20 protein-coding genes and 1 pseudogene are annotated in these 26266 nt (G+C 72.7%); 11 read left to right on the top strand and 10 right to left on the bottom strand.

The genetic code is table 11. The features are described from left to right. Nucleotides 1–23: 23 nt before the first annotated feature. From Actob_RS08485 to Actob_RS08470, 4 genes and pseudogenes are all read right to left on the bottom strand, one after another. Nucleotides 24–3377, bottom strand: a complete 3354-nt coding sequence (locus tag Actob_RS08485; RefSeq protein ID WP_284919510.1) for an error-prone DNA polymerase — start codon at nt 3375–3377, stop codon at nt 24–26. Between the two features lie 12 nt (nt 3378–3389). Continuing rightward, a complete protein-coding gene (locus tag Actob_RS08480) occupies nt 3390–5426 on the bottom strand; it encodes a DNA polymerase Y family protein (RefSeq protein WP_407653693.1) in 2037 nt (678 codons plus the stop codon). 412 nt (nt 5427–5838) lie between these two features. Continuing rightward, nucleotides 5839–6570, bottom strand: a pseudogene (locus tag Actob_RS08475) (hypothetical protein); the annotation flags it as partial. 451 nt (nt 6571–7021) lie between these two features. Beyond that, nucleotides 7022–7423 carry an SAV_6107 family HEPN domain-containing protein gene (locus Actob_RS08470; RefSeq protein ID WP_284919509.1) on the bottom strand — a complete coding sequence of 134 codons (402 nt, stop codon included), beginning with the start codon at nt 7421–7423 and terminating at the stop codon, nt 7022–7024. Between the two features lie 741 nt (nt 7424–8164). Here Actob_RS08470 and Actob_RS08465 point away from each other — a divergent pair. Next, the gene (locus Actob_RS08465; protein WP_284919508.1) at nt 8165–8545 is read left to right on the top strand and encodes a hypothetical protein; all 381 of its coding nucleotides are present in this window, start codon (nt 8165–8167) and stop codon (nt 8543–8545) included. On the opposite strand, the gene Actob_RS08460 is transcribed toward Actob_RS08465, so the two are convergent. Then, a complete protein-coding gene (locus Actob_RS08460; protein WP_284919507.1) occupies nt 8443–10392 on the bottom strand; it encodes an APC family permease in 1950 nt (649 codons plus the stop codon). The two genes, Actob_RS08465 and Actob_RS08460, sit on opposite strands and share 103 nt — an antisense overlap. A 72-nt stretch (nt 10393–10464) precedes the next feature. On the opposite strand from Actob_RS08460, the gene Actob_RS08455 reads away from it, so the two are divergent. From Actob_RS08455 to Actob_RS08430, 6 genes are read left to right on the top strand one after another with little or no spacing between them, the layout of a single operon-like run. Next, a complete protein-coding gene (locus tag Actob_RS08455; protein WP_284919506.1) occupies nt 10465–11280 on the top strand; it encodes an SDR family NAD(P)-dependent oxidoreductase in 816 nt (271 codons plus the stop codon). Further along, on the top strand, nt 11277–11969 hold the full coding sequence (locus tag Actob_RS08450) for a monooxygenase (protein ID WP_284919505.1): 693 nt from the start codon (nt 11277–11279) through the stop codon (nt 11967–11969). The genes Actob_RS08455 and Actob_RS08450 overlap by 4 nt, the downstream gene beginning before the upstream one ends. A 3-nt stretch (nt 11970–11972) precedes the next feature. Further along, a complete protein-coding gene (locus tag Actob_RS08445) occupies nt 11973–12551 on the top strand; it encodes a GNAT family N-acetyltransferase (protein ID WP_284919504.1) in 579 nt (192 codons plus the stop codon). A 3-nt stretch (nt 12552–12554) separates the two neighbouring features. After that, complete coding sequence (locus Actob_RS08440) at nt 12555–13316, top strand: carotenoid biosynthesis protein (protein ID WP_284919502.1); 762 nt, start codon at nt 12555–12557, stop codon at nt 13314–13316. Then, nucleotides 13313–14401 (top strand): glycosyltransferase, encoded by a 1089-nt coding sequence (locus Actob_RS08435; RefSeq protein WP_284919501.1) that lies wholly within the window; start codon nt 13313–13315, stop codon nt 14399–14401. The genes Actob_RS08440 and Actob_RS08435 overlap by 4 nt, the downstream gene beginning before the upstream one ends. Beyond that, complete coding sequence (locus tag Actob_RS08430) at nt 14398–15834, top strand: phytoene desaturase family protein (RefSeq protein ID WP_284919500.1); 1437 nt, start codon at nt 14398–14400, stop codon at nt 15832–15834. The genes Actob_RS08435 and Actob_RS08430 overlap by 4 nt, the downstream gene beginning before the upstream one ends. Nucleotides 15835–15924: 90 nt before the next feature. Here the strand turns inward: Actob_RS08430 and Actob_RS08425 are convergent, their stop codons facing one another. The 4 genes from Actob_RS08425 to Actob_RS08410 form a co-directional block, all read right to left on the bottom strand. After that, nucleotides 15925–16383, bottom strand: a complete 459-nt coding sequence (locus Actob_RS08425; protein WP_284919499.1) for a hypothetical protein — start codon at nt 16381–16383, stop codon at nt 15925–15927. Nucleotides 16384–16490: 107 nt separating this feature from the next. Beyond that, complete coding sequence (locus tag Actob_RS08420) at nt 16491–18197, bottom strand: substrate-binding domain-containing protein (RefSeq protein WP_284919498.1); 1707 nt, start codon at nt 18195–18197, stop codon at nt 16491–16493. A 112-nt stretch (nt 18198–18309) separates the two neighbouring features. Further along, nucleotides 18310–19065, bottom strand: a complete 756-nt coding sequence (locus Actob_RS08415; protein ID WP_284919497.1) for a class I SAM-dependent methyltransferase — start codon at nt 19063–19065, stop codon at nt 18310–18312. Nucleotides 19066–19119: 54 nt separating this feature from the next. Beyond that, on the bottom strand, nt 19120–20043 hold the full coding sequence (locus tag Actob_RS08410; RefSeq protein ID WP_284922267.1) for a LysR family transcriptional regulator: 924 nt from the start codon (nt 20041–20043) through the stop codon (nt 19120–19122). A gap of 179 nt (nt 20044–20222) precedes the next feature. On the opposite strand from Actob_RS08410, the gene Actob_RS08405 reads away from it, so the two are divergent. The 3 genes from Actob_RS08405 to Actob_RS08395 are packed head-to-tail and all read left to right on the top strand — an operon-like array spanning nt 20223 to nt 23546. Continuing rightward, complete coding sequence (locus Actob_RS08405; RefSeq protein ID WP_284922266.1) at nt 20223–20855, top strand: succinate dehydrogenase cytochrome b subunit; 633 nt, start codon at nt 20223–20225, stop codon at nt 20853–20855. Between the two features lies 1 nt (nt 20856). Then, on the top strand, nt 20857–22803 hold the full coding sequence (locus Actob_RS08400; RefSeq protein WP_284919496.1) for a fumarate reductase/succinate dehydrogenase flavoprotein subunit: 1947 nt from the start codon (nt 20857–20859) through the stop codon (nt 22801–22803). After that, the gene (locus Actob_RS08395; RefSeq protein ID WP_284919495.1) at nt 22803–23546 is read left to right on the top strand and encodes a succinate dehydrogenase/fumarate reductase iron-sulfur subunit; all 744 of its coding nucleotides are present in this window, start codon (nt 22803–22805) and stop codon (nt 23544–23546) included. The genes Actob_RS08400 and Actob_RS08395 overlap by 1 nt, the downstream gene beginning before the upstream one ends. A gap of 324 nt (nt 23547–23870) precedes the next feature. On the opposite strand, the gene Actob_RS08390 is transcribed toward Actob_RS08395, so the two are convergent. Beyond that, entirely contained in the window at nt 23871–24728 is an 858-nt protein-coding gene (locus tag Actob_RS08390; RefSeq protein ID WP_284919494.1) for a TetR/AcrR family transcriptional regulator, read from the bottom strand. A gap of 68 nt (nt 24729–24796) precedes the next feature. On the opposite strand from Actob_RS08390, the gene Actob_RS08385 reads away from it, so the two are divergent. Next, on the top strand, nt 24797–26194 hold the full coding sequence (locus Actob_RS08385) for an FAD-dependent monooxygenase (protein WP_284919493.1): 1398 nt from the start codon (nt 24797–24799) through the stop codon (nt 26192–26194). Nucleotides 26195–26266: the final 72 nt, after the last annotated feature.

Here is a 26266-nt window from a genome sequence, read left to right as displayed (position 1 = left end):
TCAAACCCAGAATTTCCGGCAAATCACCGGAAGTCGCGTGAAGCCGGCGTCACTGGCGGCGTGAGCGCGTCCAGCCGGTCCGCCACCAGGTTCAGCACCCCCTCCACCTTCTCCAGCTTTCCCCGCACCAGCAGCGCCGCACTGCTCCGCGCCACCCGCCGGTACCGCAGCCACAGCCCGGCCGAGCAGGTCACGTTCAGCATCCCGGTCTCGTCCTCCAGGTTCACGAACGTCACCCCACCCGCGGTGGCCGGCCGCTGCCGGTGCGTCACGATCCCGCCGGCCCGGACCCGGCTGCCCGCCTCCATCCCGGCCAGTTCGTCGATCCGCAGCGCCCCGGCCCGCGTCAGCTGCTCCCGGAGGAAGCGGGCCGGGTGCGTCTCCGGGGACAACCCGGTCGCCCAGACGTCCGCCACCAGCTTGTCCACCTCGCTCATCCCGGGCAGCATCGGCGCCTCGGTGCCGGTCACCGTCCCCGGCAGCCGGTCCGGCTTGTCCTGGGCGGCCGCCCCGGCGGCCCACAGCGCCTCGCGCCGGGAGAGGCCGAAACTCGCGAAGGCGTCGGCGGTGGCGAGCGCTTCCAGGTGCGCGGTCGAGCAACCGGTCCGCCGGGCCAGATCGGTCATCGACCGGTACGGCCCGTACGCCCGCCGCTCCATCTCGATGCGCTCGGCCAGCTCCTCGCCGATCGTCCGGACCGCCTTCAGCCCCTGCCGGACCGCCGGGCCGCCCAGTCCCCAGGCGTGCGGCGGCTCCCCCGGCCCGGACCGCCACCGGGTCTCCGGCGTGGTCTCCAGGGTGGCCATCGCGTCGCTCCGGTTGATGTCCGGGCGGCGCACCTCGACCCCGTGCCGGCGCGCGTCGTCGACCAGGGTCTGCGGCGAGTAGAAGCCCATCGGCTGGGCGTTCAGCAGTGCCGCGCAGAACGCCGCCGGGTGGTACCGCTTCAGCCAGGCGCTCGCGTACACCAGATAGGCGAAGCTCATCGCGTGGCTCTCCGGGAAGCCGTAACTGGCGAACGCGGAGAGCTTGTGGAACAGGTCGTCGGCCAGCTCGCCGGTGATCCCGTTGCCGGCCATCCCCTGGTAGAGCCGGCGGCGGATCCGGTCCATCTTCTCCACCGAGCGCTTGGCGCCCATGGCGCGGCGCAACTGGTCCGCCTCGGACGGATCAAAACCGGCCACGTCGATGGCCAGCTGCATCAGCTGCTCCTGGAACAGCGGCACCCCGAGCGTCTTGGCCAGCGCGTTCCTCATCAGCGGGTGCGGGACGTCCGGTTTCTCCAGGCCGTTCTTGCGCCTGATGTACGGATGCACCGACCCGCCCTGGATCGGCCCCGGCCGGATCAGCGCCACCTCGATCACCAGGTCGTAGAAGCAGTCCGGCTTGAGCCGGGGCAGCGTCGCCATCTGGGCCCGGCTCTCCACCTGGAACACCCCGACCGAGTCGGCCCGGCGGAGCATCGCGTAGACCTCGGGGTCGTCGAGCGGCATCGTGCCGATGTCCAGCTCGTCCTCGATCATGTCGTAGGCGTAGTGCAGCGCGGAGAGCATGCCGAGCCCGAGCAGGTCGAACTTGACCAGGTCGACGGCCGCGCAGTCGTCCTTGTCCCACTGGAGCACGGTGCGGCCCGGCATCCGGCCCCACTCCACCGGGCAGACCTCGATGATCGGGCGATCGCAGATCACCATGCCGCCGGAGTGGATGCCCAGGTGGCGGGGGAAGTTCTGGACCGCGTTGGCGAACTCCACGACCTGCTCGGGCAGCTCGCTGTCAGCTGTCGCCACGTCACCCCAGCGGTCGATCTGCTTGCTCCAGGCGTCCTGCTGACCGGCCGAGAAGCCGAACGCGCGAGCCATGTCCCGGACCGCCGACCGGGGGCGGTAGGAGATCACGTTGGCGACCTGGGCGGTGTGCTCCCGGCCGTACTTCTGGTAGACGTGCTGGATGACCTCCTCGCGGCGGTCCGACTCGATGTCCACGTCGATGTCCGGCGGGCCGTCGCGTTCCGGGGCGAGGAAGCGTTCGAAGAGCAGGTTGTACTCGACCGCGTCGACGTTGGTGATCCACAGGGCGTAGCAGACCGCCGAGTTGGCCGCCGATCCCCGGCCCTGGCAGTAGATGTGCTGCTCGCGGCAGAACTGGACGATGTCGTAGACGACCAGGAAGTAGCCGGGGAAACCCAGCTCCTCGATCATCCGCAGTTCGTATTCGAGCTGCCGGTAGGCCTTCGGGTGGTGCTCGCCGTACCGCTCCCGGGCGCCTCGCATGGTCAGCTCGCGCAGCCAGCTCATCTCGGTGTGCCCCGGCGGCACCCCGTAGTCGGGGAGCTTGGGGGCGACCAGGTCGAGGTTGAAGGCGAGGCCGTCGCCGTACATCGCGGCGTTCGCCACCGCGCCCGGATAGTCCGCGAACCGGCGGGCCATCTCGGCGCCGCTGCGCAGGTGGGCGGTGCCGGCAGCGGGCAGCCAGCCGTCCATCTCGTCCAGGCTGCGGCGGGCCCGGACGGCGGCCAGCGCGGTGGCCAGCCGGCGCCTCGACGGGGTGGCGTAGTGCACGTTGCCGGTCGCCACCACCTCCAGCGCGCGCTGCCTGGCCAGGCCGAACAGGGCGTCGTTGTAGTCCGCGTCGTACGGGTCGCCGTGGTCGGTCAGCTCGACCGCCACGTTCGGGGAGCCGAACAGGTCGACCAGCCGGTCCAGCTCCCAGCCGGCCGCGGCGTGCCCCTCGGTGGCCAGCGCCCGCGGGACCACGCCCTTGCGGCAGCCGGTCAGCACCAGGACGTGGTCCTTCAGCGTCTCGGCGACCTGTTCCAGGCTGCCGTACTCGGGCTTGCCCTTCTCCCCGCCAGCGAGCTGGGCCTCGGAGATCACCCGGGCCAGCCGGGCGTAGCCCTCGTGCCCGTGCGCCAGGGCGAGCAGGTGGGTGCCCTCCGGGTCCGGCTCGCCGTTCTGCGGACGGGTCAGGCCCAGCGACAGCTCGGCACCGAAGATGGTGGGCAGGCTCAGCTCGCGGGCCGCCTGGGAGAAGCGCACCACGCCGTAGAAACCGTCGTGATCGGTGACGGCCAGGCCGGTCAGGCCGAGCCGGGCGGCCTCCTCGGCCAGTTCCTCGGGATGGCTGGCGCCGTCCAGGAAGCTGAAGTTGGTGTGGCAGTGCAGCTCGGCGTAGTCGACTGCGGACCTCGTGCGGATCAGGGCCGGTGCCTGGTAGGGCTCCCGCTTGCGGGTCCAGGCCGGAGCGTCCCCGCCGTCCGCCTCCGCCGCGATCGGGTCGACGACCTGCCGGGGACCGGGAGCCGACCAGAGATCCCGTGCCTTTCCGGACAGCACCCGCTCCATCTCGGCCCACGGCCGCTCCGGATTGTGGAAACTCATCGGCCCACCCGGTCAGTCATAGATCGCCTCCACCGTCCACTGGCCGGCGGCCAGCGCGAGCAACAACGCCCGGCCGTCGGCCAGGCACATCTGGAACCTGGCCCGGCGGCGGGCCTCCTCCGGCGCCCACCAGCGCTCGTCGACCGGCCACGGCCCGGCCCAGCCGGTGATCGGCAGCGGGGCGGAGCGGTCGACGGTCAGGGTGGTGGGCACGCCGGTGAGTTCGAGCCGCGCGGACACCCCGACCGGCAGGCCGGTCTCGTCGTGCACCACCGCCGGGAGCGGCTGCGGCAGCACCATCGCGGGCGACGGCCGGGGGAGGCGGCCCGGCCAGGGCGGGAGCAGCGGCGGGCGCGAGGTTTTCCGGCGGTCCGGGTGCTTTTTTCGTACGCCTGGAGCATCCGCCCCCGGTGACGCGGCAACCACCTCACGCCGCGCCGGCGGTCCCGCGTCGTGTCCCTCGCCCCGTCGCGCCTCACCCACCTCTCCCTCTCCCGCCTCTCCTTCGCGCGCCTCTCCTTCGCGCGCCTCTCCTTCGCGCACCTCTCCTTCGCGCACCTCTCCTTCGCGCGCCTCTCTTCCGCGTGCTCCTCCTTCGCGCGCCTCTCCTCCGCGCGCTCCTCCGGTGATCACGCTGAGCGGGGCGACCGGCACCGGGAACCGCCTGGCGGGCATCCCGGGAAGCTCCGGGGCGACGGCGCGGTCCAGCACCGGGACGGTGCGCAGGTCCGGGATCGGATCGGCGTGCACGGTGGCCGGACGGGCCGGGGAGCGCTCGTCGCCCCACGGCACCAGCCGGACCTGGTCGTCCCCGGAGCGGCCGCCGCCGAGCACCGGGGTCACCACCGCTTCCGGGCCGAGCAGGCCCTGCACCCGGCTGAACGCCCGGTGCGCGCGGTCCCGCTCGGCACCCGCGTCACCCCACAGGCCGGGCTGCAGGCCGGCGTGCGCCAGGATGCCGCCCGGGATCAGGCTCAGCCGGACCAGGCCCGCCGTCGGCCGGGCCGCGGCGTTCCGGCGCGCCCCGGTCAGCCAGCCGTCCAGCTGCCAGCGCACCCGTTCGGCGATGGCGGCCGCGGTGAGCAGCCCGTCGTGCCGCCACACCCGGTGCAGTTCCTGGCCGTCCGCGGTGACCGCCTCGACGCCGAGCCGGGTGCAGGCCAGCCCGTATCCGGCCAGCCGCTCGTGCAGCCGCTCGGCCAGCACCCGCCCGGCGAACGCCGCGGTGTCCACCCGCGCCAGCGGCTCGTCGTAGGTCTCCTCGACGGCCAGGTCCGGCGGCGGCTGCCGAACCGCGAGCGGCCGATGATCGCCGCCCCGGGCCAGCCGGTGCGCCAGCGCCCCGTCGAACCCGAACCGGGTCAGCACGTCCCCGGACGGCAGCGCGGCGAACTCCCCCAGCGTCTTCGTCCCGAGCCGGCGCAGCAGGTCGGTGAGCTCCGGCCGCTCCAAGGCTTCGACAGGCATGCCGGCCAGGAACTCCGGCGTCTCCCCCGGCGGCACGATCCGTCCGCTGCGCGCCGCGATCCCGGCCGCGAACACCCCGTCCGCGATCCCCGCCTGGCTCTCCACGGCGCAGCTCTGCGCGACGTGCTCGACGATCCGCTCGGCGGCGGCCTCCTCGCCCCCGTAGTACCGCGACGGCCCCCGGGCCGCCAGCGCGCACGCCCCCGGCCGGATCACCTCGACCCCGGCCGCCACCTCCTCGACCGCCGCCACCACCGGCTCGAACGCCCGGGCGTCCCGCCCCGGGTCGTGCTCCACCACGATCAGTTGCGGGCATCGCCCCTGCGCGTCCCGCCGCCGCAGCCCCCGCCGCACGGTCTCCCGCCGCGCCGCCTCGGAGCAGGCCAGCACCCGGTTCCCGGCGAACACCGCCACCGGCTCCGCGGCCGGCACCCCGAGCACGATCTCCGCGGCCACCACCGGCCAGTCCGGGCACCAGAGCAGCAGCGTCCGCACCCCGTCCCCCACCTCAGACACCCGCCGCCGGCCCGGTCGCCGCTTCCCGCCGCTTCCCGCCACCGCCGGCCCGCCGCCGCCCCGCATTCCCGGCCCGCTCGGCGGGCCGGTCACCAACCGGCACCGTGCCGCCGGACACCGGCTGCGCCTGAGACCGAGCCGAACGCAGCCGCCGAGCGTCCTCACCGACCCGGCTCCCGTCCGCGCCCGCCCCCTGCCCAGCCGCGCCCGCCCAGCTCCCGCCCGCACCCGCCCCCTGCCCAGCCGCGCCCACCCAGCTCCCGCCCGCACCCACCCCCTGCCCAGCCGCGCCCACCCAGCTCCCGCCCGCACCCACCCCCTGCCCAGCCGCGCCCACCCAGCTCTCGCCCGCACCCACCCCCTGCCCAGCCGCGCCCACCCAGCTCTCGCCCGCACCCGCCCCCGCGGGAGCCGGGAAAATCTGCGCGGTCGCACCGGCCGGTGCCGGGACAGCATGGATCGGCCGACCGCCGGAATGCCGCGGGCGAGACTGAATCGGCTGGGCGTCCGGGCTGGTCCGGGGTGCGCTGGCACCGGTGGCCGGGGTGGCGTCCGGGCGAGTGGTCAGGCCGGGCATCCAGAGGGTCAGTTCCTTGGGGCGGGCGGCGGCGCCACGGCCGCTGGCGACCACTGTCACCTCGCGGCGGCGCAGCCGGCCCCGGCCGTCCCCGAGGCCCTCCCACGAGCCCCGGCTGACCTCCAGCGTCACGTCAGCGCCGGACCAGGCCCCGAACGGCATCAGCACGCTCCCCCGCTGCCGCGCCCGGGCGGCCAGCCGGCCGGCGATGGACGCGGACACCGGCCCGGGCACCGCCGTGACCACCACGTCCACGCCGTCGATCAGGGCAGCCACCACGGTCGGCCAGTCCGGTCCCGGCTCGGGCACCAGCGCCAGCCGCTCCAGCACGATGCCGGTCTCCGCCGCGGCCAGCGCGCCGAGCGCCGGCAGTCCGACGACCGCGCACCACGATCCGGCCCGGGACGCGGCGGCGAGCAGGGCCAGCATCAGCGAGGTCCCGCCACCGGCCCGCGCGGCCCGGCCACCGGCCACCGCCACCGTGCTGCCCCGCCGCAGCCCGCCGCCGGGCAGCAGGTTGCCCAGCTCGGCCGCCACCGGCAACATCCGGTGCGCACCGGTCTCCGCCGCCCCGCTCGCCGGCCGTACCAGTTCCGCGAGGGCAGCCGTCCCGCTGATCATGCGCCCTGCCATCGTGCCCCGCTCTGTTCCCCGTGTATCCCAACCGCGGTGACACCCTCCGCCCCGGGCCCGCTCATCCCCGGTCAGGCGACATCCAGCCCCGAACCGCACCTCCCGGCCCGATGCCGCTCATCCCGGCCGCCTCAGACCGCACGCGGCCCGAAGCCGCTCACCTCATCTGTCCGCCCGAGCAACCCGGCTCACAGCGGCTCATCCCCACCGCCCTATCCCGACCACGCGGCCTCGACCGCAACCGCGCCCGTCTCGACCAGTCCGCCCGGACCACGGGTTCCGACCCGAGCTCAGCCCCGGGCTGATGCTGGTTTCAGGCCCGGCAAAGCGCCCGTGCGGGCCGCCTCGTCAGGCTCAAGTCGTGGGTGGGGTCGCCTGTCCGCTCCTCAGTCGGTCGTCGAGCCGGCGGAATCGAGAGTTCCAAGGCGTCGGAACCGGCCGTCCTAAGTGGTCAGGCCGCCAGCGGTGGCTGGTAGGACATGCCGAGGGAGGACTCCGCCACCGTGACGAACTGCTCGGCCGCGCGCAGCAGGTCGTCTGCCTCACGGGCGGTCACCACGTGCGGGATGCCGGCCTCGGCGGCCGCTCGCTTGCCGGCGCCGAGAGCGAAATAGCCGGCCCAGTCGCCGAACTCCGGCGCGACCATCACCAGCAGCGACCAGACGCTGGTCGCCCTGGTCCGCCGCCCGGGTGCGGCCGGGCGGGCCCGGGCGGCGAGCAGAGCCGCGGCCGCGCGCAGGGCGGCCAGATGGGCCGCCGCGTATCGCAGGCCGTCGGGGGTGGTGTGCGCCGCCTCGGCCAGTCCCTGCCGGGCAATCGCCAACAGCTGCGCGGGAGTGCGATGCGGCAACATGTGCGCCGGAACCGTGGGCGCCTCCACCCGAGCACTCGCGCCGGGTGTGTGGGCTGGGCCGGGAGCCGGCATTAGGCCGGGGGCCGTGGTGCTCGCCATGCTCGTTTCTCCTCGCCTGTTCCGCATCCGACGTGCTGGCCGAACCGGACCGCTGCGGAGGAAGTCGCAACGGGCCACACCTGAGCCGCCCCGGGACCGAGCCGCCGCCACCTCCGTGGAGCGACCGGACGACCGGGCCGGCCGACAAGGCCGGGTGCCGGGGCCCCACGGGCAGTAGGAGCCCCGGCCGCAGACCGGCCGGATGTGAAGCTTCCCCACACCACACCCGGCCGGACACTGCCGGCGGGTCCGCCGCCCACCACCGGGGGTCGGGGGCAGTGAGCGGCGGCCTGCCTTGTCACGAGGCCCGAACCCGCGAATGCCCGGACCACGCATGCGGCACTTCGCGGGTGCCGCTCCCGGAGACGCGCCGCGAAACACGCTCCCGGGGGCCAGAACGAACGCCTTTCGAACATCCGTTCTAACTACAGCGAAGACTAGCACCCGCATACGACAAAACCGCAACCTTCACGGCACCACGCCACCCACTTTTTCGAACAAATGATCGACACCTCGCCCTCGTGCGGGATGCCCGATATGCGCGGATGACGGCATGGATCACCGGCGACAGAGCGGACGGAAGCCGGGAGACCGGAGGAGAAGAAGCGGGCCGGCAGGCATGGCCTGCACCCGCCGCTGCCGGTGGCGACCGCGCTGACCGTGGTGGCGGCGGTCGGGTACTGCTCGACCCTGCTGCTGCAGGAGCGGCTGGTCGGGCTGACCCCGGCCGAGCACCGCGGGCAGGCGCTCGGCCTGCACACCTCGGGCATGCTCACCATGCAGGCGGTGTGCGCGGCGCTGGCCGGATCGCTGGCCGAGCTGACCTCGCCGGCCGCCGCGATCACCCTGCTCGCGGCGGCCTCGGTGGCCGTCACCCTGGCGCTGGCCGGCCCGCTGCGGGATCCGGGTGGTGCGCGGCCTCAGCCGACGTGGACCCCGGGCCGCAGCTCCGGATCGGGCTCGGTCTTCCGGAGGATCTCGCGGACCACCGGCGCCGTGTCGCCGCGCCCGAACAGCAAGTAGCGGAACAGGTGGCCGAGCGGGCTCCCCTCCGCCCACTCGAAGTAGCAGTGCGGCCGCACCCCTGTCGCGTCGCGCAGCGCGAGCAGCACCGCGGCGATCGCGTTCGGCACGGCCGGGCTCTGCACCCGCAGGATCCGGTGCGCGCCGACCTCGACGCCGTGCACCTCGAGGACATCGCTGAACTCCGACGGGTCGACCACGTCGACCTCCAGGAAGATGATGTCGGCCCGGCCGGGCACCGGGTTGATGCCCCGCTGCTCGCCCTCCTTGACGTCGTACTCCGCCTGGTCGCCGTCCTGCCGCTGGTTGGCGACGATGTTCAGCTCGCCGTCGTGCTCGATCGAGTCGGCGATGAACTGCCGGGCCCGCTCGTCGAACTCGATCCGCTCGGCGCGCAGCTCGGTGGTCCGGGTGACCCGGGAGACCAGCGAGATCAGGATGATCGCGGCGATGAACACCGCGGAGATCGCGATGCCGTCCGGTTTCTCGATGATGTTGTCGCCGAGGGCGTAGAGCAGCACCAGGGTGAGCACGCCGAAACCGGCGGCGGCGCCGCGCTGGCCGGCCCGGAACGCCGAGATGGTCACCGCGACAGCGCCGGAGACCATCATCGCCAGGATGCCTGTCGCGTACGCCCCGGCCTGCGCGTTCACGTCGGCACCGAAGGCGATCGTGATGCCGACGCTGATCACCGTGTAGACCAGCACGACCGGCCGGACCGCGCGGGCCCACTCCGGTGCCATGCCGTAACCGGGCAGGTACCGCGGCACGATGTTGATCAGGCCGGCCATCGCCGAGGCGCCGGCGAACCAGAGGATCAGGATGCTGCTGACGTCGTAGACGGTGCCGAAGACCTCACCGAGCTTCTCGTGCGCCAGGTAGGCCAGGGCCCGCCCGTTCGCCTCGCCGCCCGGCTCGAACTCCTGCGGCGGGATCAGCACCGTGGTCACGAAGCTGGTGGCGATCAGGTAGACGCTCATGATCGCCGCGGCGGTGGTGAGCAGCTTGCGTGTGTTGCGGACCCGGGACTCCATGCCGTCGGCCTTGATCAGCGGCATCATGCTGACCCCGGTCTCGAAGCCGGAGAGCCCGAGCACCAGCGCCGGGAAGGCCAGGATGGACGGACCGATGATGTCGAGGAATCCGCTGCCGTGCTCGGTCAGCCGGTCGACCCAGGTGGACAGCGCGCCCTCGGTGCCGAAGACGTCGGCCAAGCCGACCACGGTGACCACCGCGTTGAGCAGCAGGAAGATCGCGACGAGCGGGATCGCGACACCGACCGCCTCGCTGAAGCCGAGCAGGAAGACGAAGCCCAGGATCAGCAGCAGGACCACGGTGATCAGCACCTGGTGGCCGTGCAGGAAGCCGGGCAGGTACGGGTTCTCCGACATGTGCACGGTGGCGTCGGCGGCGGACAGCGTGATCGTGATGACCCACGACGTGCAGACGAAACCGAGCAGCACCAGCACGAAGATCTTGCCGCGCCAGAACGGCAGCAGGTTCTCCAGCATCGCCACCGAGCCCTGCCCGTGCGGGCTCTCCTTGGCCACCCGCCGGTACATCGGCAGCATGCCGAGCAGGGTCAGCGCCACGATGAGCAGGGTGGCGAGCGGGGAGAGCGCGCCGGCGGCGAGCGCCGCGATGGCCGGCAGGTACGACAGCGTGGAGAAATAGTCCACGCCGGTCAGGCACATCACTTTCCACCAGGCCTGCTCGTGCGCGGGGTTCTCCGCCTCGGGGCCGACCGGCTGCACGCGGTGGGCCAGCAGCCAGCGGGGCAGGGCGTGCTGCGACGGCCGGTCCCGGACCGGCTCCACCACCGCTGGCACGTTGATCTCGGTGCTCATGCCACCCTCTTCCTAGAACAGCAGATGCCAGGATGCACTAGCAGTGCGACACTTCGCGGGCTGGGAGGCGACATGACACAAACGATCGTGATCACCGGTAGCAGTTCCGGTGTCGGGCTGGCCGCCGCGAAACAGCTGGCCGCCCGCGGTGACGAGGTGATCCTGGTGGGCCGGGACACCGGTCGCCTGGCCGCCGCGGTGGACCAGGTCCGGCAGGCCGGTGGACGTGAGCCGCGACACTTCCGGGCCGACTTCGAGCAGCTCGACGACGTCCGCGAGCTGGCCGCCCGGCTGCTCGCCGACTACCCGCGGATCGACGCGCTGGCCAACAACGCCGGCGGCATCATCAACCGGGCCCACCTGACCGTCGACGGTCACGAGGCCACCATGCAGGCCAACCATCTGGCCCCGTTCTTGCTCACCCACCTGCTGCGGGAGCGGCTGACCGGCGCCCGGGTGGTGACCACCGCCTCCCGCGCGCACGTGCAGGGCCGGCCGGGCACCAACTTCGCCGAGGACCTCCGGTCGTACAGTTCCTGGCGGTCCTACGGCGCCAGCAAGGCGGCCAACATCCTGTTTGCCGCCGAGGCCGCCCGCCGCTGGCCGGACGTGCTGAGCGTGTCCTTCCACCCGGGCGTGGTCCGCACCAACTTCGGCGCCGGCAAGCTGACCCGGCTCTTCTACAAGTACGCTCCCGGCCTGGTCTCCCCGGAGGCCGCGGGTGACCTGCTGACCTGGCTGCTCACCACCCCGGCCGGCGAGCTGGAGAACGGCGCGTACTACGTCGGTCACACCGTCACCCGCCCGGCCGCGCACGCCCGCGACCCGAAACTCGCCGCCGACCTGTGGGACGCCAGCCTCACCGCGACCGGCCTCGCCAAGGAATGAACCGCGACCGGCCCGGCCCGGGGGTGACCGACGTCGCCCTGCACGTCTGGCGGGTGCCCCGCCACGCGGTCGGCTCGGCGATGCTGCGCATGGCCTTCGCCCGCCGGCACCTGTCCGGCCTGCGGTTCGGCAAGTTCCTCGGCACCGGGACCGGCACCACCTTCGGCCCCGGCGACGCCGACCTGACCAGGTGGGCGGCGCTCACGGTGAGCGACACCCCGGTACGTTTCCCCACCTGGGACCGGATCGCCACGGGTCACGCCCGGATCGACCTGGAGCCGCTGATCAGCCGGGGCACCTGGTCGGGCCGCACCCCGTTCGTCCCGACCGGCCGCCGGCACGACGGCATGGTGCTCGCGCTGACCCGGGCCCGGCTGCGCCCGTCCCGCGCGCTCCGGTTCTGGCGGGCCGTCCCGGCGGTGGCCGGCGAGGTGGCCGCCGCGCCCGGGCTGCTCGCCCGGTTCGGGGTCGGCGAGGCGCCGCTCGGCTGGCAGGGCACGGTCAGCGTGTGGCGCGACGCGGCGGATCTGACCGCGTTCGCGTACCGTCAGCCGGGACACCGTACGGCGATCGCCCGGACCCCGGCCGACCGCTGGTATGCCGAGGAGCTGTTCGCCCGCTTCGCGGTGCACGGGATCAGCGGCGACCGGTCCGTGCTGGGCTGGGCCGAGGGACGGGAGCGTACGTAAGCGATGAGGCTTGTGGCGTGGCAGCCGGACGACCTGCTGCGGCGGCTCGACGACGTGGTCGCGGTCTACGGCGAGGCGATGGGCTACCGCCAGGAGCTGCTCCAGACCCGCCGGGGGTACATCGGGTCGCACGTGCGCCGGCCCGGCTTCCGGGCGGTGGCCACGCTGACCACCGACGGCCGGGTGATGGGTTTCGGGTACGGCTACACCTCCGCCGCCGGCCAGTGGTGGCACGACCAGGTGCGGTACGCGCTCGGCGAACCGGCCCGCCGGCAGTGGCTGGCCGACTGCTTCGAGGTGGTCGAGCTGCACGTGCGCCCGGCCGCCCAGGGCCACGGGGTCGGTGCCCGGCAGCTGCGCGCCCTGCTCGCCATGGCCAAGGGCACGACCGTGCTGCTCTCCACCCCGGAGGCCGACGAGCAGGTGTCCCGCGCCTGGCGGCTGTACCGGCGTTACGGGTTCACCGACGTGCTGCGGCACTTCTACTTCCCGGGTGACGAGCGGGCGTTCGCCGTGCTGGGCCGGGAGCTGCCGCTCGCCGAGCGCCCGGTGGAGGACGCGCCCGGCATGGCCGGCGCCTGACCCGTGTACCGACGGCTGTCCTGGGGCCTGCTCGCCGCCCTGGTCCTGGCGCAGATCAGCTATCCGCTCACCGGAGGTGACCTCCGGGCCCGGCTGACCGTGCTGACCGTGCTGCTCGGGGTGGCCTTCTCGGTCTCGCACGCACTGCTGGCCCGTGGCCCGCGAGCGGCCGCCGCGCTGGTGCTGACCGCGACGCTGGGCGGGTTCGCGGTCGAGGCGATCGGCGTGGCCACCGGCTTCCCGTTCGGCTTCTACGAGTACTCCGGCCGGCTCGGGCCGCGCCTCCTCGACGTACCGTTGATCATCCCGCTGGCCTGGACCTGGATGGCCTGGCCGGCCTGGCTGGCGGCGTTGCGGGTGGCGCGCCGGCGGGCGGCCCGGATCGCTGTCGCGGCCGCCGGCCTGGCCGCCTGGGACGTCTTCCTGGATCCGCAGATGATCGCCGAGGACTACTGGCGCTGGCGGGACCCGGCACCGGCGCTGCCCGGCGTGCCCGGGGTCCCGCTCAGCAACTATCTGGGCTGGATCGGGTTCGCCGTGCTGCTGATGATCGCGCTGGCGGCCGCCGCGGGCCGGGCCACCGCCGGTCCGCAGCCGTCGGACATGCCCGCGCTGGCCCTGTGGGTGTGGACCTACGCTTCGTCGGTGCTCGCCCACGCCGTCTTCCTGGGGCTTCCCGCCTCGGCCGCCTGGGGCGCGGTCCTGATGGGTGCCGCCGTCCTGCCCCTGCTGCCCCGGCTGCCCCGGCTGCGCATCGCCCGATGACGCTTCTCCTCTTGCTGCCGTTGCTGCTGCTCACCCTGCACACCGCGGTGAACGCGCGCCTGCTGCGCCGCCCGCACCGGGGCGCCACCACCGGCGAACGGGTCGCGGTGCTGCTCCCGCTGCGCGACGAGGCCGCCCGGGTCACGCCCTGCCTGCGCTCGCTGCTCGCCCAGCGCGGGGTGCCGGACCTGACGGTGCACGTCCTCGACGACGGCTCCACCGACGGCACCGCCGACGTGGTCCGCGCCCTGGCCGGCGACCGGGTGCGGCTGCACACCGGCGCGCCCCTGCCGGCCGGCTGGCTCGGCAAGCCGCACGCCTGCCACCAGCTCGCCGGACTCGCCGGTGACGTGGACGTGCTGGTCCTCGTGGACGCGGATGTGGTGCTCGCGCCGGACGCCGTGGCCGGAGCCGTCGATCTGCTCCGGCGCAGCGGGACGGGACTGCTCAGCCCGTACCCCAAAATCGTCGGATCCGGACGTCTGGTGCAACCGCTCCTGCAGTGGTCCTGGCTGACCTTCCTGCCGCTGCGCGGCATGGAACGCTCGCCGCGGCCGTCGCTGGCCGCGGCCGGCGGCCAGTGGCTGGTCCTGGACCGGGCCGCCTACCTGCGGGCCGGTGGGCACGCCGCGGTCCGCACCGAGATCCTGGAGGACATCGCCCTGGCCCGCGCGGTGAAGCGGTCCGGCTGCCGGATCGCGCTGGCCGACGGCTCCCGCCTGGCCACCTGCCGGATGTACGACTCCTGGCGGGAACTGGCCGACGGCTACGCCAAGTCCCTGTGGGCGTCGTTCGGGTCCGCCGCCGGCGCGGCCGCCGTCGTGGTCCTGCTCCTTCTGCTGTACGTCCTCCCGCCGCTCGCCCTGCCGATCGCGCCGGGCACCGCCCTGCTCGCCTACCTGCTCGGCGTCACCGGCCGCCTGATCACCGCGCGTGCCACCGGCGGCCGCGCCCTGCCGGACGCCCTGGCCCATCCGCTCTCCGTCGTCCTGTTCGCCGTCCTGATCGCCCGTTCCTTCCACCGGCGACGCCGCAACCGCCTGTCCTGGCGCGGCCGCCCCATCCGATCGGAGATCGCCGAATGAGTGAGATCGTGGTGATCGGGGCCGGTGTCGGCGGCCTGGCCGCGGCCATCCGCCTGGCCGAGGCCGGCCATCGCGTCACCGTCCACGAGCGGTCCGGCACGGTCGGCGGCAAGCTCGCCACCTATCACCGGGACGGTTTCCGCTTCGACACCGGACCGAGCCTGCTCACCCTGCCCGGCGTCTTCGCCGAGCTCGGGCTCGACCTGCGTCCCGAGCCGCTGGACCCGGTCGTCCGCCACTTCTTCCCGGACGGCACGGTCCTCGACTCCGCGGCCGGTCACGACGTCTTCCTGAGCCGGATCGCGGCGACGCTGGGCACCGGCGCCGCCGGTGACTGGGCCCGGTTCTGGCGCCGCGCCGAGCGCATCTGGCGGGCGTCCTGGGAGTCGGTACTGCAGCGCCCGATCACCGCCGGCTCGCTGGCCCGGCTCTCCTGGCGGCTGCCCGACCTGGCCGCCATCGCCCCGGGCCGCACGCTGCGCTCGCTGGGCCGGCAGTACCTGCGCGATCCGCGCCTGCGGATGCTGCTGGACCGGTACGCCACCTACACCGGCGCCGACCCCCGCCGCGCGCCGGCGGCGCTCGCCGCGATCCCCTATGCCGAGCTGACGCACGGTGGCTGGTACCTGCCGGGCGGTCTCGGCTCGCTCGCCGAGGCGCTGCGCGCCCGGTGCGATCAAGTGGGGGTACGCGTGGAGCTCGGTTCCCCGGTGACCGCCATCGACGCCGGCCGCCGCGTGCACGGTGTCCGCCTCGCCGGCGGCACCCGGGTGCCGGCCGACGTCGTGGTGTCCAACGTGGACGCCAGCACGCTCTACCGTGACCTGCTGCCCACCCCGTCCCGGCTGGCCACGCTCGCCGACCGCAGCCTCGCCGGTTTCGTGCTGCTGCTCGGCGTCCGCGGCGACACCCCGGAGCTGGCCCACCACAACGTCTTCTTCCCGCGCGACTACGACGCCGAGTTCGACGCGGTGTTCGGCGCACCGGGGCGGCGCGCCCGCCCGGCCGGCGATCCCACGGTGTTCGTCACCCGGGCCCCGGATCCCACGGTCCATCCGGCCGGGCACGAGGCGTGGTTCGTGCTGGTCAACGCGGCACGTCAGGGCACCGACTGGTCCGCTGTGGACTGGCGACGGCCGGGACTGCCGGAGGCGTACCGGGACCGGGTGCTCGCGGTGCTGGCCGAGCGCGGGCTCGACGTACGGGAAAGGCTCTTGTTCGCGGAGATCCGGACCCCGGCGGACCTGGCCGAAGCGACCGCCGCACCCGGCGGCACGATCTACGGCACCGCCGGCGGCCTGCTGCGGCCGGCGAACCGCGCCCCGGTCGACGGCCTGTTCCTGGTCGGCGGCTCCACGCACCCGGGCGGCGGCCTCCCGATGGTCACCCTCTCCGCCAAGATCGTCGCCGACCAGATCGGCACGGCCCGATGAATCCGTCGTGACCACGGGCGGCCCTGCTCGATCGTGGCCGGGCTCCGCGCGAGACGCGACAGAGCCCGGCCACGATCGGTCAGACGCGCGTCAGGACGGACGGTTCTTCGTCTGCCGGCCCTGCACGTGCCAGTACCCGTCGGAGCCGACGTAGCCGATCTCGAGACGGACCGACTTGACCAGAACGTTCTCGGCCGTGTCGAAGTTGATGGTGCAGTTGTAGTTCTGATGGACGGAACGGCCGTTGACGACCATGTGGTCACCGCAGCGCATCACGCCGGTGATGACGTCGTCACCGCCGTTGAGCTCCGACAGTCCCTCGAAGCTGAGCAGGGTCGCCAGGCCACCGGAGTCCGGATCGGTGACGGTGTACGAGATCTGCACCGACCGGTTGTACCAGGTCACGACGGCGTTGGCGGTGCCGCCGATCGAGTTGTGCATCTGAGCGAACGTCGTCGTCTTGTAGGCGGCCGACGCCGGCGTCGTCGTCAGGCCGGTCAGCACGACGGTGGCGGCAGCGGCCGCCGCGAGCGCCTTCGAGAACTTCATGGATCTCCCCGTTTCGCGGAGCTCGTGCTCCTATGCCGAGGGATCCTATCCATCAACATCATCTCGATCCGCCTCCGACGATCAGGTCAGCGGAGCCGGCCGGGCGATCAAGCACTGCCGTGGGCGGCGACGAAGGCCTGAGCGATGCCGGAGGCCAGGTCGGCGGGGTTCTTGGCGGCGATGGCGCGGCCGCCGGTGACCTTGGCCATGGCCTGCAGCGCCGGCAGGTTCGCGCCCGGGCCGAAGCCGACCGCGATCACCGGGACCGGCCGGGCCGGGTCCGCACCGGCCTGCAGCCTCTTCAGGAAGTCCGCCTGGGACATCGTGAACCTGGTCCCGCCGTCCGACCCGTCGGTGAGCACCACGACGACTGTCGCCGTGTCCGGCTTGGCCCGGCCGCGCATCTCCTGGACCCCGTCCAGCACGGTCTGGTAGAGCGGCGTCCCCGCGTTCGCCACCGGCTGGTAGGAGCTGATCTTCGCGGCCAGCTGCTGCCTGCGGTTCTTCCCGTCGGCGGACCCGGCCAGCGGTCCGAACGACACCTCCTCGACGTGTGCCGGACCGGTCGGCCCGGACGTGCCGAACAACCACATGCCCAGGCTGGTGTCCTCGCCGAACAGCCGGGACGCGGTGGCACCCGACTGGCGCAGCAGGGCGGCCTTGGTGACGGTGTGCCCGGCCCGGTCGGTGATCTTCTCGTTCATCGAGCCGGACCCGTCGACCAGCAGCAGCACCTGGAACGCCACCGACTTGTAGCCGGACCACTGCCGGGCCGGGCCGAGCAGCGCCTCCGGATCGGCCGGCAGGGTCAGCGCCCCCTTGGTGGCGGCGTCCCGGAACCCGGCCTCGGTGAGCGCCGCCGTGGTGATCGCCGCCCGCAGCCGCTTGCTCAGCTCGGCCGGCACGCCCTTGCGAGTGGCGTACGGATAGTCCGCGTCGACCAGGCCGTCGACCGGCGGCCCGCCGACCAGGCGGACCCGGTGCCCGCCTTTCTGATATGCCGTGAGCTGCTGCTCGGTGGCCGGGAAGACACCGATCTGGTAGCTGGCCGCGGTGTCGTCGGTGGCCCGGGACAGCTGGGCCAGGATGTCCGCCGGGTCGGCGCTGGCGTTCTCCAGCCGGCTGCGCAGGGTGAGCGCCTGCAGGGTGGCGATCCCGTCATCCGGGGTGACCCTTGCGATCGCCTGGCGCACCGCGTGGACGCCGAGCAGGCCGGTGGTGGTGAGCAGCGGATCGGGCATCCGGACGGCCGGCACCCGCCCGTCGGCGGCGCCCTGCGCCAGCCCGGCCCAGGAGGTCCTGCCGTCCGGCGCGAACAGCCGGCCGATCGCCTCCGGCCCGGTGATCACCAGGGGCGACCAGGCCAGCGGCGTGCCGGTGGTGGTCCAGGTGCGACCCCGGGCCCGCGCCGCGGCCAGCCAGACGCTGCTCGACGGGATCCAGACGTCCGGCTGCGCCTTGGCGGCGAGCACCGCGCCCGGCTCGACCGCCTGCACCGCGACCTCGGAGCAGCGCTGCCCGGCCTGGCTGAGGGTGGTGGCCGCCCGCTGGATCACCGGCGCGATCTCCGGGGCCGCGGCGACCCGCAGTTTCGGGTCGGGGCACGGGCGGGCGGTCTGCCGCGGTGCGGACGACGGCGCCGCGCTCGGCTCGGCGACCGGAGTGCCGGCCTGGTTGCTCATCAGTCGCCAGGCGAGCCCGCCGGCGGCCAGCAGGACCAGGACCACCACGGCCGCCGCCAGCACCGCACGGCTGCGGCCCGGGGCCGGTTCCGGGTAGGGCAGGCGTGGGTCGGGCCACTCGTTGTCGGGCATGCCACCTTACCTCGCGTAAAGGTCACCACCGATGGAGCGGATGGTAGTCCGGGATTTATGTCTCGCAATGGTTCCTAAGGTTCCGAACAGAATCTCGGCATGATCGCGACCGCTACGACATCAGCCGGGGCGTCGCGACGGCGATCACGATGAACTCGCCGTCGCCGCTGAGCCCGACCGGTTCGCGTCCCCAGCCGCCGTAGATCCGGTCCACCCGGAAGCCCGCCTCGCGCAGCGAGTCCCGCAGCTCCGGCTCGGTACGGAAACGCAGCGTTGCCGAGTCGGCCAGGCTCCGCCCGTCGGGGAACCGGTAGCGCTGCGTGACGTGCACGATGCCCTCGGCGGTCTCCTCGGCCTCGCTCCACGCCTCCACCACGGTGCCGTCGCCGAGCACCACGGTGCGCCACGAGTCGTCCGGGTTCCACAGCTCCCACGGCCGCTCGGCCGGGTCCTGACTGTCGAAGATCAGCCGCCCCTCCGGGACGAGCGCCCGGCGCAGCCCGCGCAGCACCGCGTCCCACTCCTCGTCGTCCACGAAGGACTGCGCCACGTGGCTGGTCATGAACGCGGCGTCGTAGGACCGGGCGGGCAGCTGCTCGACCGAGCCGCACAGCCACCGGACCCGGTTGCCGCCCTCCTTGCGCCGGGCCGCGGCGAGCGCGGCGGCCGCCGGGTCGACGCCGGTGACCTGGTGACCCGCGCCGGCCATGGCGATGGCGAGCCGGCCGGTGCCGCAGCCGAGGTCGACCACCCGATGCGCGGACCGCTCGGCGAGCACGGCCATGAAGAAGTCGTCGTCCCAGCCCCAGGGACACTCGGCGTCGTAGACCTCGACCAGCCGGGGGTCACGGAACTCGCCATGCCACACACCGAGGACTCTAAGCGGAGCGTAGACAGTTGACTACCCGAAGTGGACGGTGGATCAGAGGGCGCGTACGCCGTACGGAAGGCGACCCGAGGCGATGTGCTCCAGCACCACATCGCGCAGCGCGGCGGCCGCGTGCGGCAGCACCGCGGCCCGGCGCTGGGCCAGCGCGATGGTCCGGCGCATGCCGGGCGGCGCCAGCGGCGTGGCGCGCAGCAGCGGCCGGTTCGCCAGGACCATGCTGGGCACCAGGGCCACCCCGAGCCCGGCCTCGACGAAGGCCAGCACCGCGTCCATCTCGCCGCCCTCGACGGCGAACTTCGGGGTGAAGCCGGCCCGCTCGCAGGCGTGCAGGGTGACCTCGCGGATGTCGTAGCCCTCCCGGAACATCACCATCGGGGTGTGCCGCAGCTCGGCGAGTTCGAGCTGCCGCCCCACCGTCGGCGGCGGCCCGTCCGCGACCGAGGCCACCACCAGGCTCTCCCGGAGCACCTCGGTGGCGTCCAGCGCCGGGTCGATGCCCTGCTCGGGCGCCACGATCAGGGCCAGGTCCAGGGTGTGCGCCAGCAGGCCGGCGTTCAGGTCCTGCGAGCTGCCCTCGCTGACGTGCAGGGTCACCCCCGGATGGTCGGCCCGGAAGGTGCGCAGCACGGCCGGGACCAGCGAGGAGCAGAGGCTCGGGGTGGCGCCCAGGCGAACCTCGCCGCGGCGCAGGCCGACGATGTCCTGCACCGCCTCGCGGGCCGCGTCCGCGTCCGCGACGATCCGCTGGGCCATCGGCAGCAGGGTCTCGCCGGCCACGGTGAGGGTCACCGCGCCGCGCATCCGCTCGAAGAGGGGGGCGCCCAGGGACGCTTCGAGGGTGTGAATCTGCTTACTCAACGTAGGCTGCGAAACCCCCAGAATGTCCGCCGCTTGGGTGAAATGCCGGGTTTCTACCACTGCTAGGAAGTACCTGAGTTGTTGCAGCTGCACCGTAATAGCTTATCGCTATGAGTACCCGCCCGATCATGCATTAGACGAATGACTCGGGACTTTCTACCGTCCAGGTTGTGGCGGTAGACACTCCAATTCCCAAGACCAAGAACGCGGCGGGGGCGACGGCAACGCCCACCCCGCGCAAGGTGGTCCGGCCCTCGTCGGTCACCCTGAAGATCATCATGGCCGTCAGCGGCATCCTGCTGGTGCTCTTCCTTTTCGCGCACATGGCCGGCAACCTCAAGATCTTCTTGGGTGCCACCGACTTCGACCACTACGCGCACTGGCTGCGGTCGATCGGCACGCCCCTGCTGCCGGACACCTGGTACCTCTGGATCCAGCGCACCGTGCTGACCGTCGCGGTGCTCGCGCACATCTACACCGCGGCCGTGCTGACCGTCCGGGCCCGCAAGGCCCGCCCGGTCAAGTACGCGCACCGGCCCAAGGTCCAGGGCAGTTACGCCGCCCGCACCATGCGCTGGGGTGGCGTGATCGTCCTGCTCTTCATCATTTACCACATCCTGGACCTGACCACGGGGAACCTGAACCCCCACGCGGACAAGGCCCACCCGTACGCCAACGTGGTCGCCGACTTCGCGCCCGAGCGCTGGTACGTGACGGCCTTCTACACGCTGGCGATCGTGGCCGTCGGGTTCCACCTGGCGCACGGCATCTTCAGCGCGGCCCGGACGCTGGGCCAGCAGACCATGAAGGGCCAGCGCCGCGCGAAGTACATCGCGATCGCGCTGTCGCTCGTGCTGGTCGTGGGGTACCTCTCGGTGCCGTTCGCGGTACTGACCGGATTGGTGGACTGAGATGACTGAGACGGATTTCTGGAAAGAGGGCGACCCGGTCGTCGACAAGGCCGCCCCGGACGGCCCGATCGAGACCCGCTGGGAGCGCCGCAAGTTCGCCGCCAAGCTGGTCAACCCGGCGAACCGCCGCAAGATGACGGTCATCGTGGTGGGCACCGGCCTGGCCGGCGGCTCCGCGGCCGCGACGCTCGCCGAGCAGGGTTACCGCGTCAAGTCGTACTGCTACCAGGACAGCCCGCGGCGCGCGCACTCGATCGCCGCGCAGGGCGGTATCAACGCCGCGAAGAACTACCGCAACGACGGTGACTCCGTCTACCGGCTCTTCTACGACACGGTCAAGGGCGGCGACTTCCGCGCCCGCGAGTCCAACGTGTACCGGCTGGCCCAGGAGTCGGTGAACATCATCGACCAGGCCGTGGCGCAGGGCGTCCCGTTCGCCCGCGAGTACGGCGGCCTGCTCGACAACCGCTCGTTCGGCGGCACCCAGGTGTCCCGGACCTTCTACGCCCGGGGCCAGACGGGCCAGCAGCTGCTGCTCGGCGCCTACCAGGCCCTGGAGCGGCAGATCGGCCTCGGCAACGTCGAGATGAACGCCCGGCACGAGATGCTCGAGCTGATCATCGTGGACGGCAAGGCCCGCGGCATCGTCGTGCGGGACATGGTCACCGGCGAGATCAGCACCGAGTTCGCGGACGCCGTGGTGCTCGCCTCCGGCGGGTACGGCAACGTCTTCTTCCTCTCCACCAACGCCAAGGGCTGCAACGTCACGGCGTCGTGGCGGGCGCACCGCAAGGGCGCGCTGTTCGCGAACCCCTGCTACACGCAGATCCACCCGACCTGCATCCCGGAGTCCGGCTCGCACCAGTCGAAGCTGACCCTGATGTCCGAGTCGCTGCGCAACGACGGCCGGGTCTGGGTGCCGAAGGCGCAGAAGGACACCCGCCGCCCGGCGGACATCCCGGAGGACGAGCGCGACTACTACCTGGAGCGCATCTACCCGGCGTTCGGCAACCTGGTGCCCCGCGACATCGCGTCCCGGGCCGCCAAGAACGTCTGCGACGAGGGCCGCGGCGTCGGCCCCGGCGGTCTCGGCGTCTACCTGGACTTCGCGGACGCGATCAGCCGGCTGGGCCGCAAGGCCGTCGAGGCGAAGTACGGCAACCTCTTCGAGATGTACCAGCGCATCACCGGCGAGGACCCGTACGAGACGCCGATGCGCATCTACCCGGCCGTGCACTACACGATGGGTGGCCTCTGGGTCGACTACGACCTGCAGTCCACCATCCCCGGCCTGTTCGTGGTGGGCGAGGCGAACTTCTCCGACCACGGCGCCAACCGCCTCGGCGCGTCCGCGCTGATGCAGGGCCTGGCCGACGGCTACTTCGTGCTGCCGAACACGATCAACAACTACCTGGCGGCCGGCCCGTTCAAGAAGGTCTCGGCGGCCGACGCCGAGGTCGTCGAGGCCCGCAAGCAGGTCGAGGACCGGATCGAGAAGTTCCTGTCCATCGACGGCGACCGGACCGTCGACTCGTTCCACCGCGAGCTCGGCCACATCATGTGGGAGTACTGCGGCATGGAGCGCACCGAGGAGGGCCTGACCAAGGCGATCGGCCTGATCCGGGCACTCAAGGAGGAGTTCTGGGCCCGGGTCAAGGTTCCCGGCAAGGGCGAGGAGCTCAACCAGAACCTGGAGAAGGCCGGCCGGGTCGCCGACTTCATCGAGCTCGGTGAGCTGATGTGCATCGACGCGCTGCACCGGCGGGAGTCCTGCGGCGGTCACTTCCGGGCCGAGTCGCAGACCCCGGACGGCGAGGCGCTGCGCCACGACGACGAGTTCGGCTACGCCGCGGCGTGGGAGTACTTCGGCGCCGACGGCAAGCCGACCCTGCACAAGGAAGAACTCGTTTTCGAGTACGTCCACCCGAGCACGCGGAGTTACAAGTAATGGACATCAAGGTCAGGGTGTGGCGTCAGTCCGGCCCCTCCTCCTCCGGGAAGATGGTCACCTACGACGTGAAGGGGATCTCCCCGGACGCGTCGTTCCTCGAGATGATCGACGTGCTCAACGAGACGCTGATCCTCGCGGGTGACGACCCGATCGCGTTCGATCACGACTGCCGCGAGGGCATCTGCGGCGCGTGCAGCATGGTCATCAACGGCGTGGCGCACGGCCCGGAGAAGGCCACCACCACCTGCCAGCTGCACATGCGGCACTTCAAGGACGGCGACGTGATCGACGTCGAGCCGTGGCGTGCCGCCGCCTTCCCGGTGATCAAGGACCTGGTCGTCGACCGGACCGCCTTCGACAAGATCATTCAGGCGGGCGGTTACATCAGCGCCCCGACCGGCACCGCGCCGGACGCCCACGCCACGCCGGTGCCGAAGAAGGACGCCGACGCCGCGTTCGAGGCGGCCACCTGCATCGGCTGCGGCGCCTGCGTCGCCGCCTGCCCCAACGGCTCGTCGATGCTGTTCACCGCCGCGAAGATCACCCACCTCGGCCTGATGCCGCAGGGCCAGCCCGAGCGCGACAGCCGGGTGATCGACATGCTGCAGGCACAGGACGACGCCGGCTTCGGTGGCTGCACCAACATGGGCGAGTGCACCGAGGTCTGCCCGAAGGGCATCCCGCTGAGCCTGATCGGCCGCCTCAACAGCGACTACCGCAAGGCCGTCGCCAAGCGGTGACGCGTCCGGCGGCGGGACACGACGTGGTGTCCCGCCGCCGGGACGAGACTCCAGATGCCCGGCACAATGGCGTGCCGGGCGTTTGGCATTTCCGGCCTTCTTGCTTTCGGCCCGGCTCCCGGATCAACTTCACGATCAAGAGATTGCTGACTCGGATCCGCGCTGATCACTGATCGTCGCTCCCGCCAGGGACCCTTCCGGGCCGGGCAGGACGCTGGCGCGTCCCGAACGCCCGGCCCGCAAGGGCGACGTCCGCGGGTGGTTGCGATCCGCCAACCCGGGTCAAAACCCCGCTCTCGCGCTATCGATGTGCTTCGCCGGCGCTCAGGCGCCGAAGCCGCGGTGCAGGAACGTGGTCAGGGTCTCGATGGCCTCGTCGTCGGTGAGTTCGCGGCCGAGGGCGGGTCGGGTCGCGGCGGTGAGCCAGGTCGCGGCGAAGGAGCTGACCGTCGCGCCGAAGAGCGAGGCGCTGACCAGCGGATCGCCGGGCAGGTCCAGGCCGGCCAGATGATCCGCGATGTGCCCGAGGTCGGGGGCCAGCATGTCGCGGCTGCGCTCGGCGAACGCCTCGTCCACCAGGGCGGCCTGCTGCAGAGCCACCATGATCACGCGATGCCGCCGGTAGAAGCCCCAGAACGCCGCCACGTGGAACCGGACCGCGTCACGATCGCGGAAGTCGGTACCGTGCCCGGGCAACTCGGCGCTGGCGTCGCCCTCGGCCAGCAGGTCCGCGAGCAGGGCCGCCAGCAGCGCCTCCTTGCCGGCGAAGTGCTTGTAGAACGACCCGGTGGCCCGGCCCGCCTCGGCGGTGATATCGGTGATCTTGGCGTTCAGATAGCCGACCCGGTCGAAGACCCGGATCGCTGCGGCCTTCAGCTCGGCCTCGGTCTGCGCCGCCTGCTGTTTGCGCAAGCCGGGCTGCTTGCCGGTGGTCGCCGGGGTGACGCCGGGCCAGGCCCAGTCGGCCTGCCCGCCGCGGCTCTGCTCGACCGCTGGTCCGCTCCGGGTCTGCTCGGCCGCCGGTCCGCTGCGCGTCTGCTCGGCCGCCGGTCCGCTGCGCGTCTGCTCGGCCGCTGGTCCGCTGCGCGTCTGCCCGCCGCGTCGCTGCTCAGTCGCCCGTCCGCCCCGCGCCCGCTCGCTTGGCTGCTCGCTCAGCTCGTCCTGCGCCTGCCCGGTCGCCACCGCGCGGTCACCACCATCCGGAATTCCGCCCTCTTGACCGGAGCGTATCAGCGGCCTACGGTGAATCCATGTTCAGTGAATCAGAATTCACCATAATCGTCGGCGCCGGTCCGACCGGCCTCACCGTGGCCCGCCAGCTGCAGCGGCTGGGTGCGCCTTTCCGCATCCTCGAGAGATCGGCACAGCCCTTCACCGGGTCCCGGGGCAAGGGGCTGCAGCCGCGGACCCTCGAAGTGCTCGACGACCTCGGGCTGATCGACCGCTTCCGGGCGGCCGGCGACGACTATCCGGAGATGCTGGTGCACCGCCCCGACGGCCGGACCACGGCGTGGCGGATGGACGAGTTGCACGATCCGACCGACGCGGTCCCTTATCCGAATCTGTTCATGGTTCCCCAGTGGCGGACCTCCGAGCTGCTCGCCGAGGGCGTCCCGGTGGAGTTCGGCGTCGGCGTCGAGGCCCTGGAGCAGGACTCCGGCGGCGTCCGGGTCGCCCTCGACACCGGCGAGACGCTCACCGCTCGTTATGTGGTGGGCGCCGACGGCGGCCGCAGCACTGTCCGCCGAGCGCTCGGCGTCGAGTTCCTCGGCTCCACCCACGAGGAGGAGCGGCTGCTGATCGCCGACGTGCGACTGTCCGGGCTGGACCGTTCGTCCTGGCACATCTGGCCGGGTGAGCCCGCGTTCCGGCTGGGCCTGTGCCCACTGCCCGGCGGCGACTGGTGGCAGCTCACCGCCCCGCCCACTGACACCCCGATCGAGCAGCTCGTCGCCTCGGTCGACCCCACGATCACCATCTCCGAGATCGGGTGGACCTCGCAGTGGCGGGCCAACATCCGGATGGCCTCCCGCTTCCGGGTGGGCAACGTGTTCCTGGCCGGCGATGCCGCGCACGTCCACTCCCCCGCCGGCGGCCAGGGCCTCAACACCGGCATCCAGGACGGTTACAACCTGGGGTGGAAACTGGCCACCGGCGACGACACCCTGCTGGACACCTATGAGGCGGAGCGCCTCCCGGTCACCGCCGACGTGCTCGGCATCAGCACCGACCTGCACCGCCGCCACGTCGACAACGCCGATGACGCCATGCGCCGCGACGATCCGATCCTGCGCCAGCTCTCGCTCAACTATCGCGGTGGCCCGCTGGCCGCCGAGCACCGCACGACTCCCGGCCTGGTGCGGGCCGGCGACCGCGCACCGGACGCGTCACTCACCGGCGGCCGGCGCATCTTCGACCTGCTCCGCGGCGGCCACGCCACCCTGCTCGCCTTCGGCTTCGACGGCACCCTGCCGGCCCTGCCACCCAACGTCCGTGCCGAGCAGCTCCCGCCCAGCGAAACCTCAGCCTGGTCGGCCTACGACATCCACGAGCCCACCCTGCTCGCGATCCGCCCCGACAACTACGTCGGCTGCGCCACCCAGGACCCCCAGGACATCACCGACTACCTCAAACTGATCGGCCACTGAGGCGCCATCCGCACGACCCAGCCACCATCCCGGGCCCGCCCTTCCCCGCCAGATCCGCCTTCCTCCGAGGCC

The organism is Actinoplanes oblitus, assembly GCF_030252345.1.
Classification (GTDB): Bacteria; Actinomycetota; Actinomycetes; order Mycobacteriales; family Micromonosporaceae; genus Actinoplanes; species Actinoplanes oblitus.
This window is presented reverse-complemented; position numbering and strand designations above follow the sequence as displayed.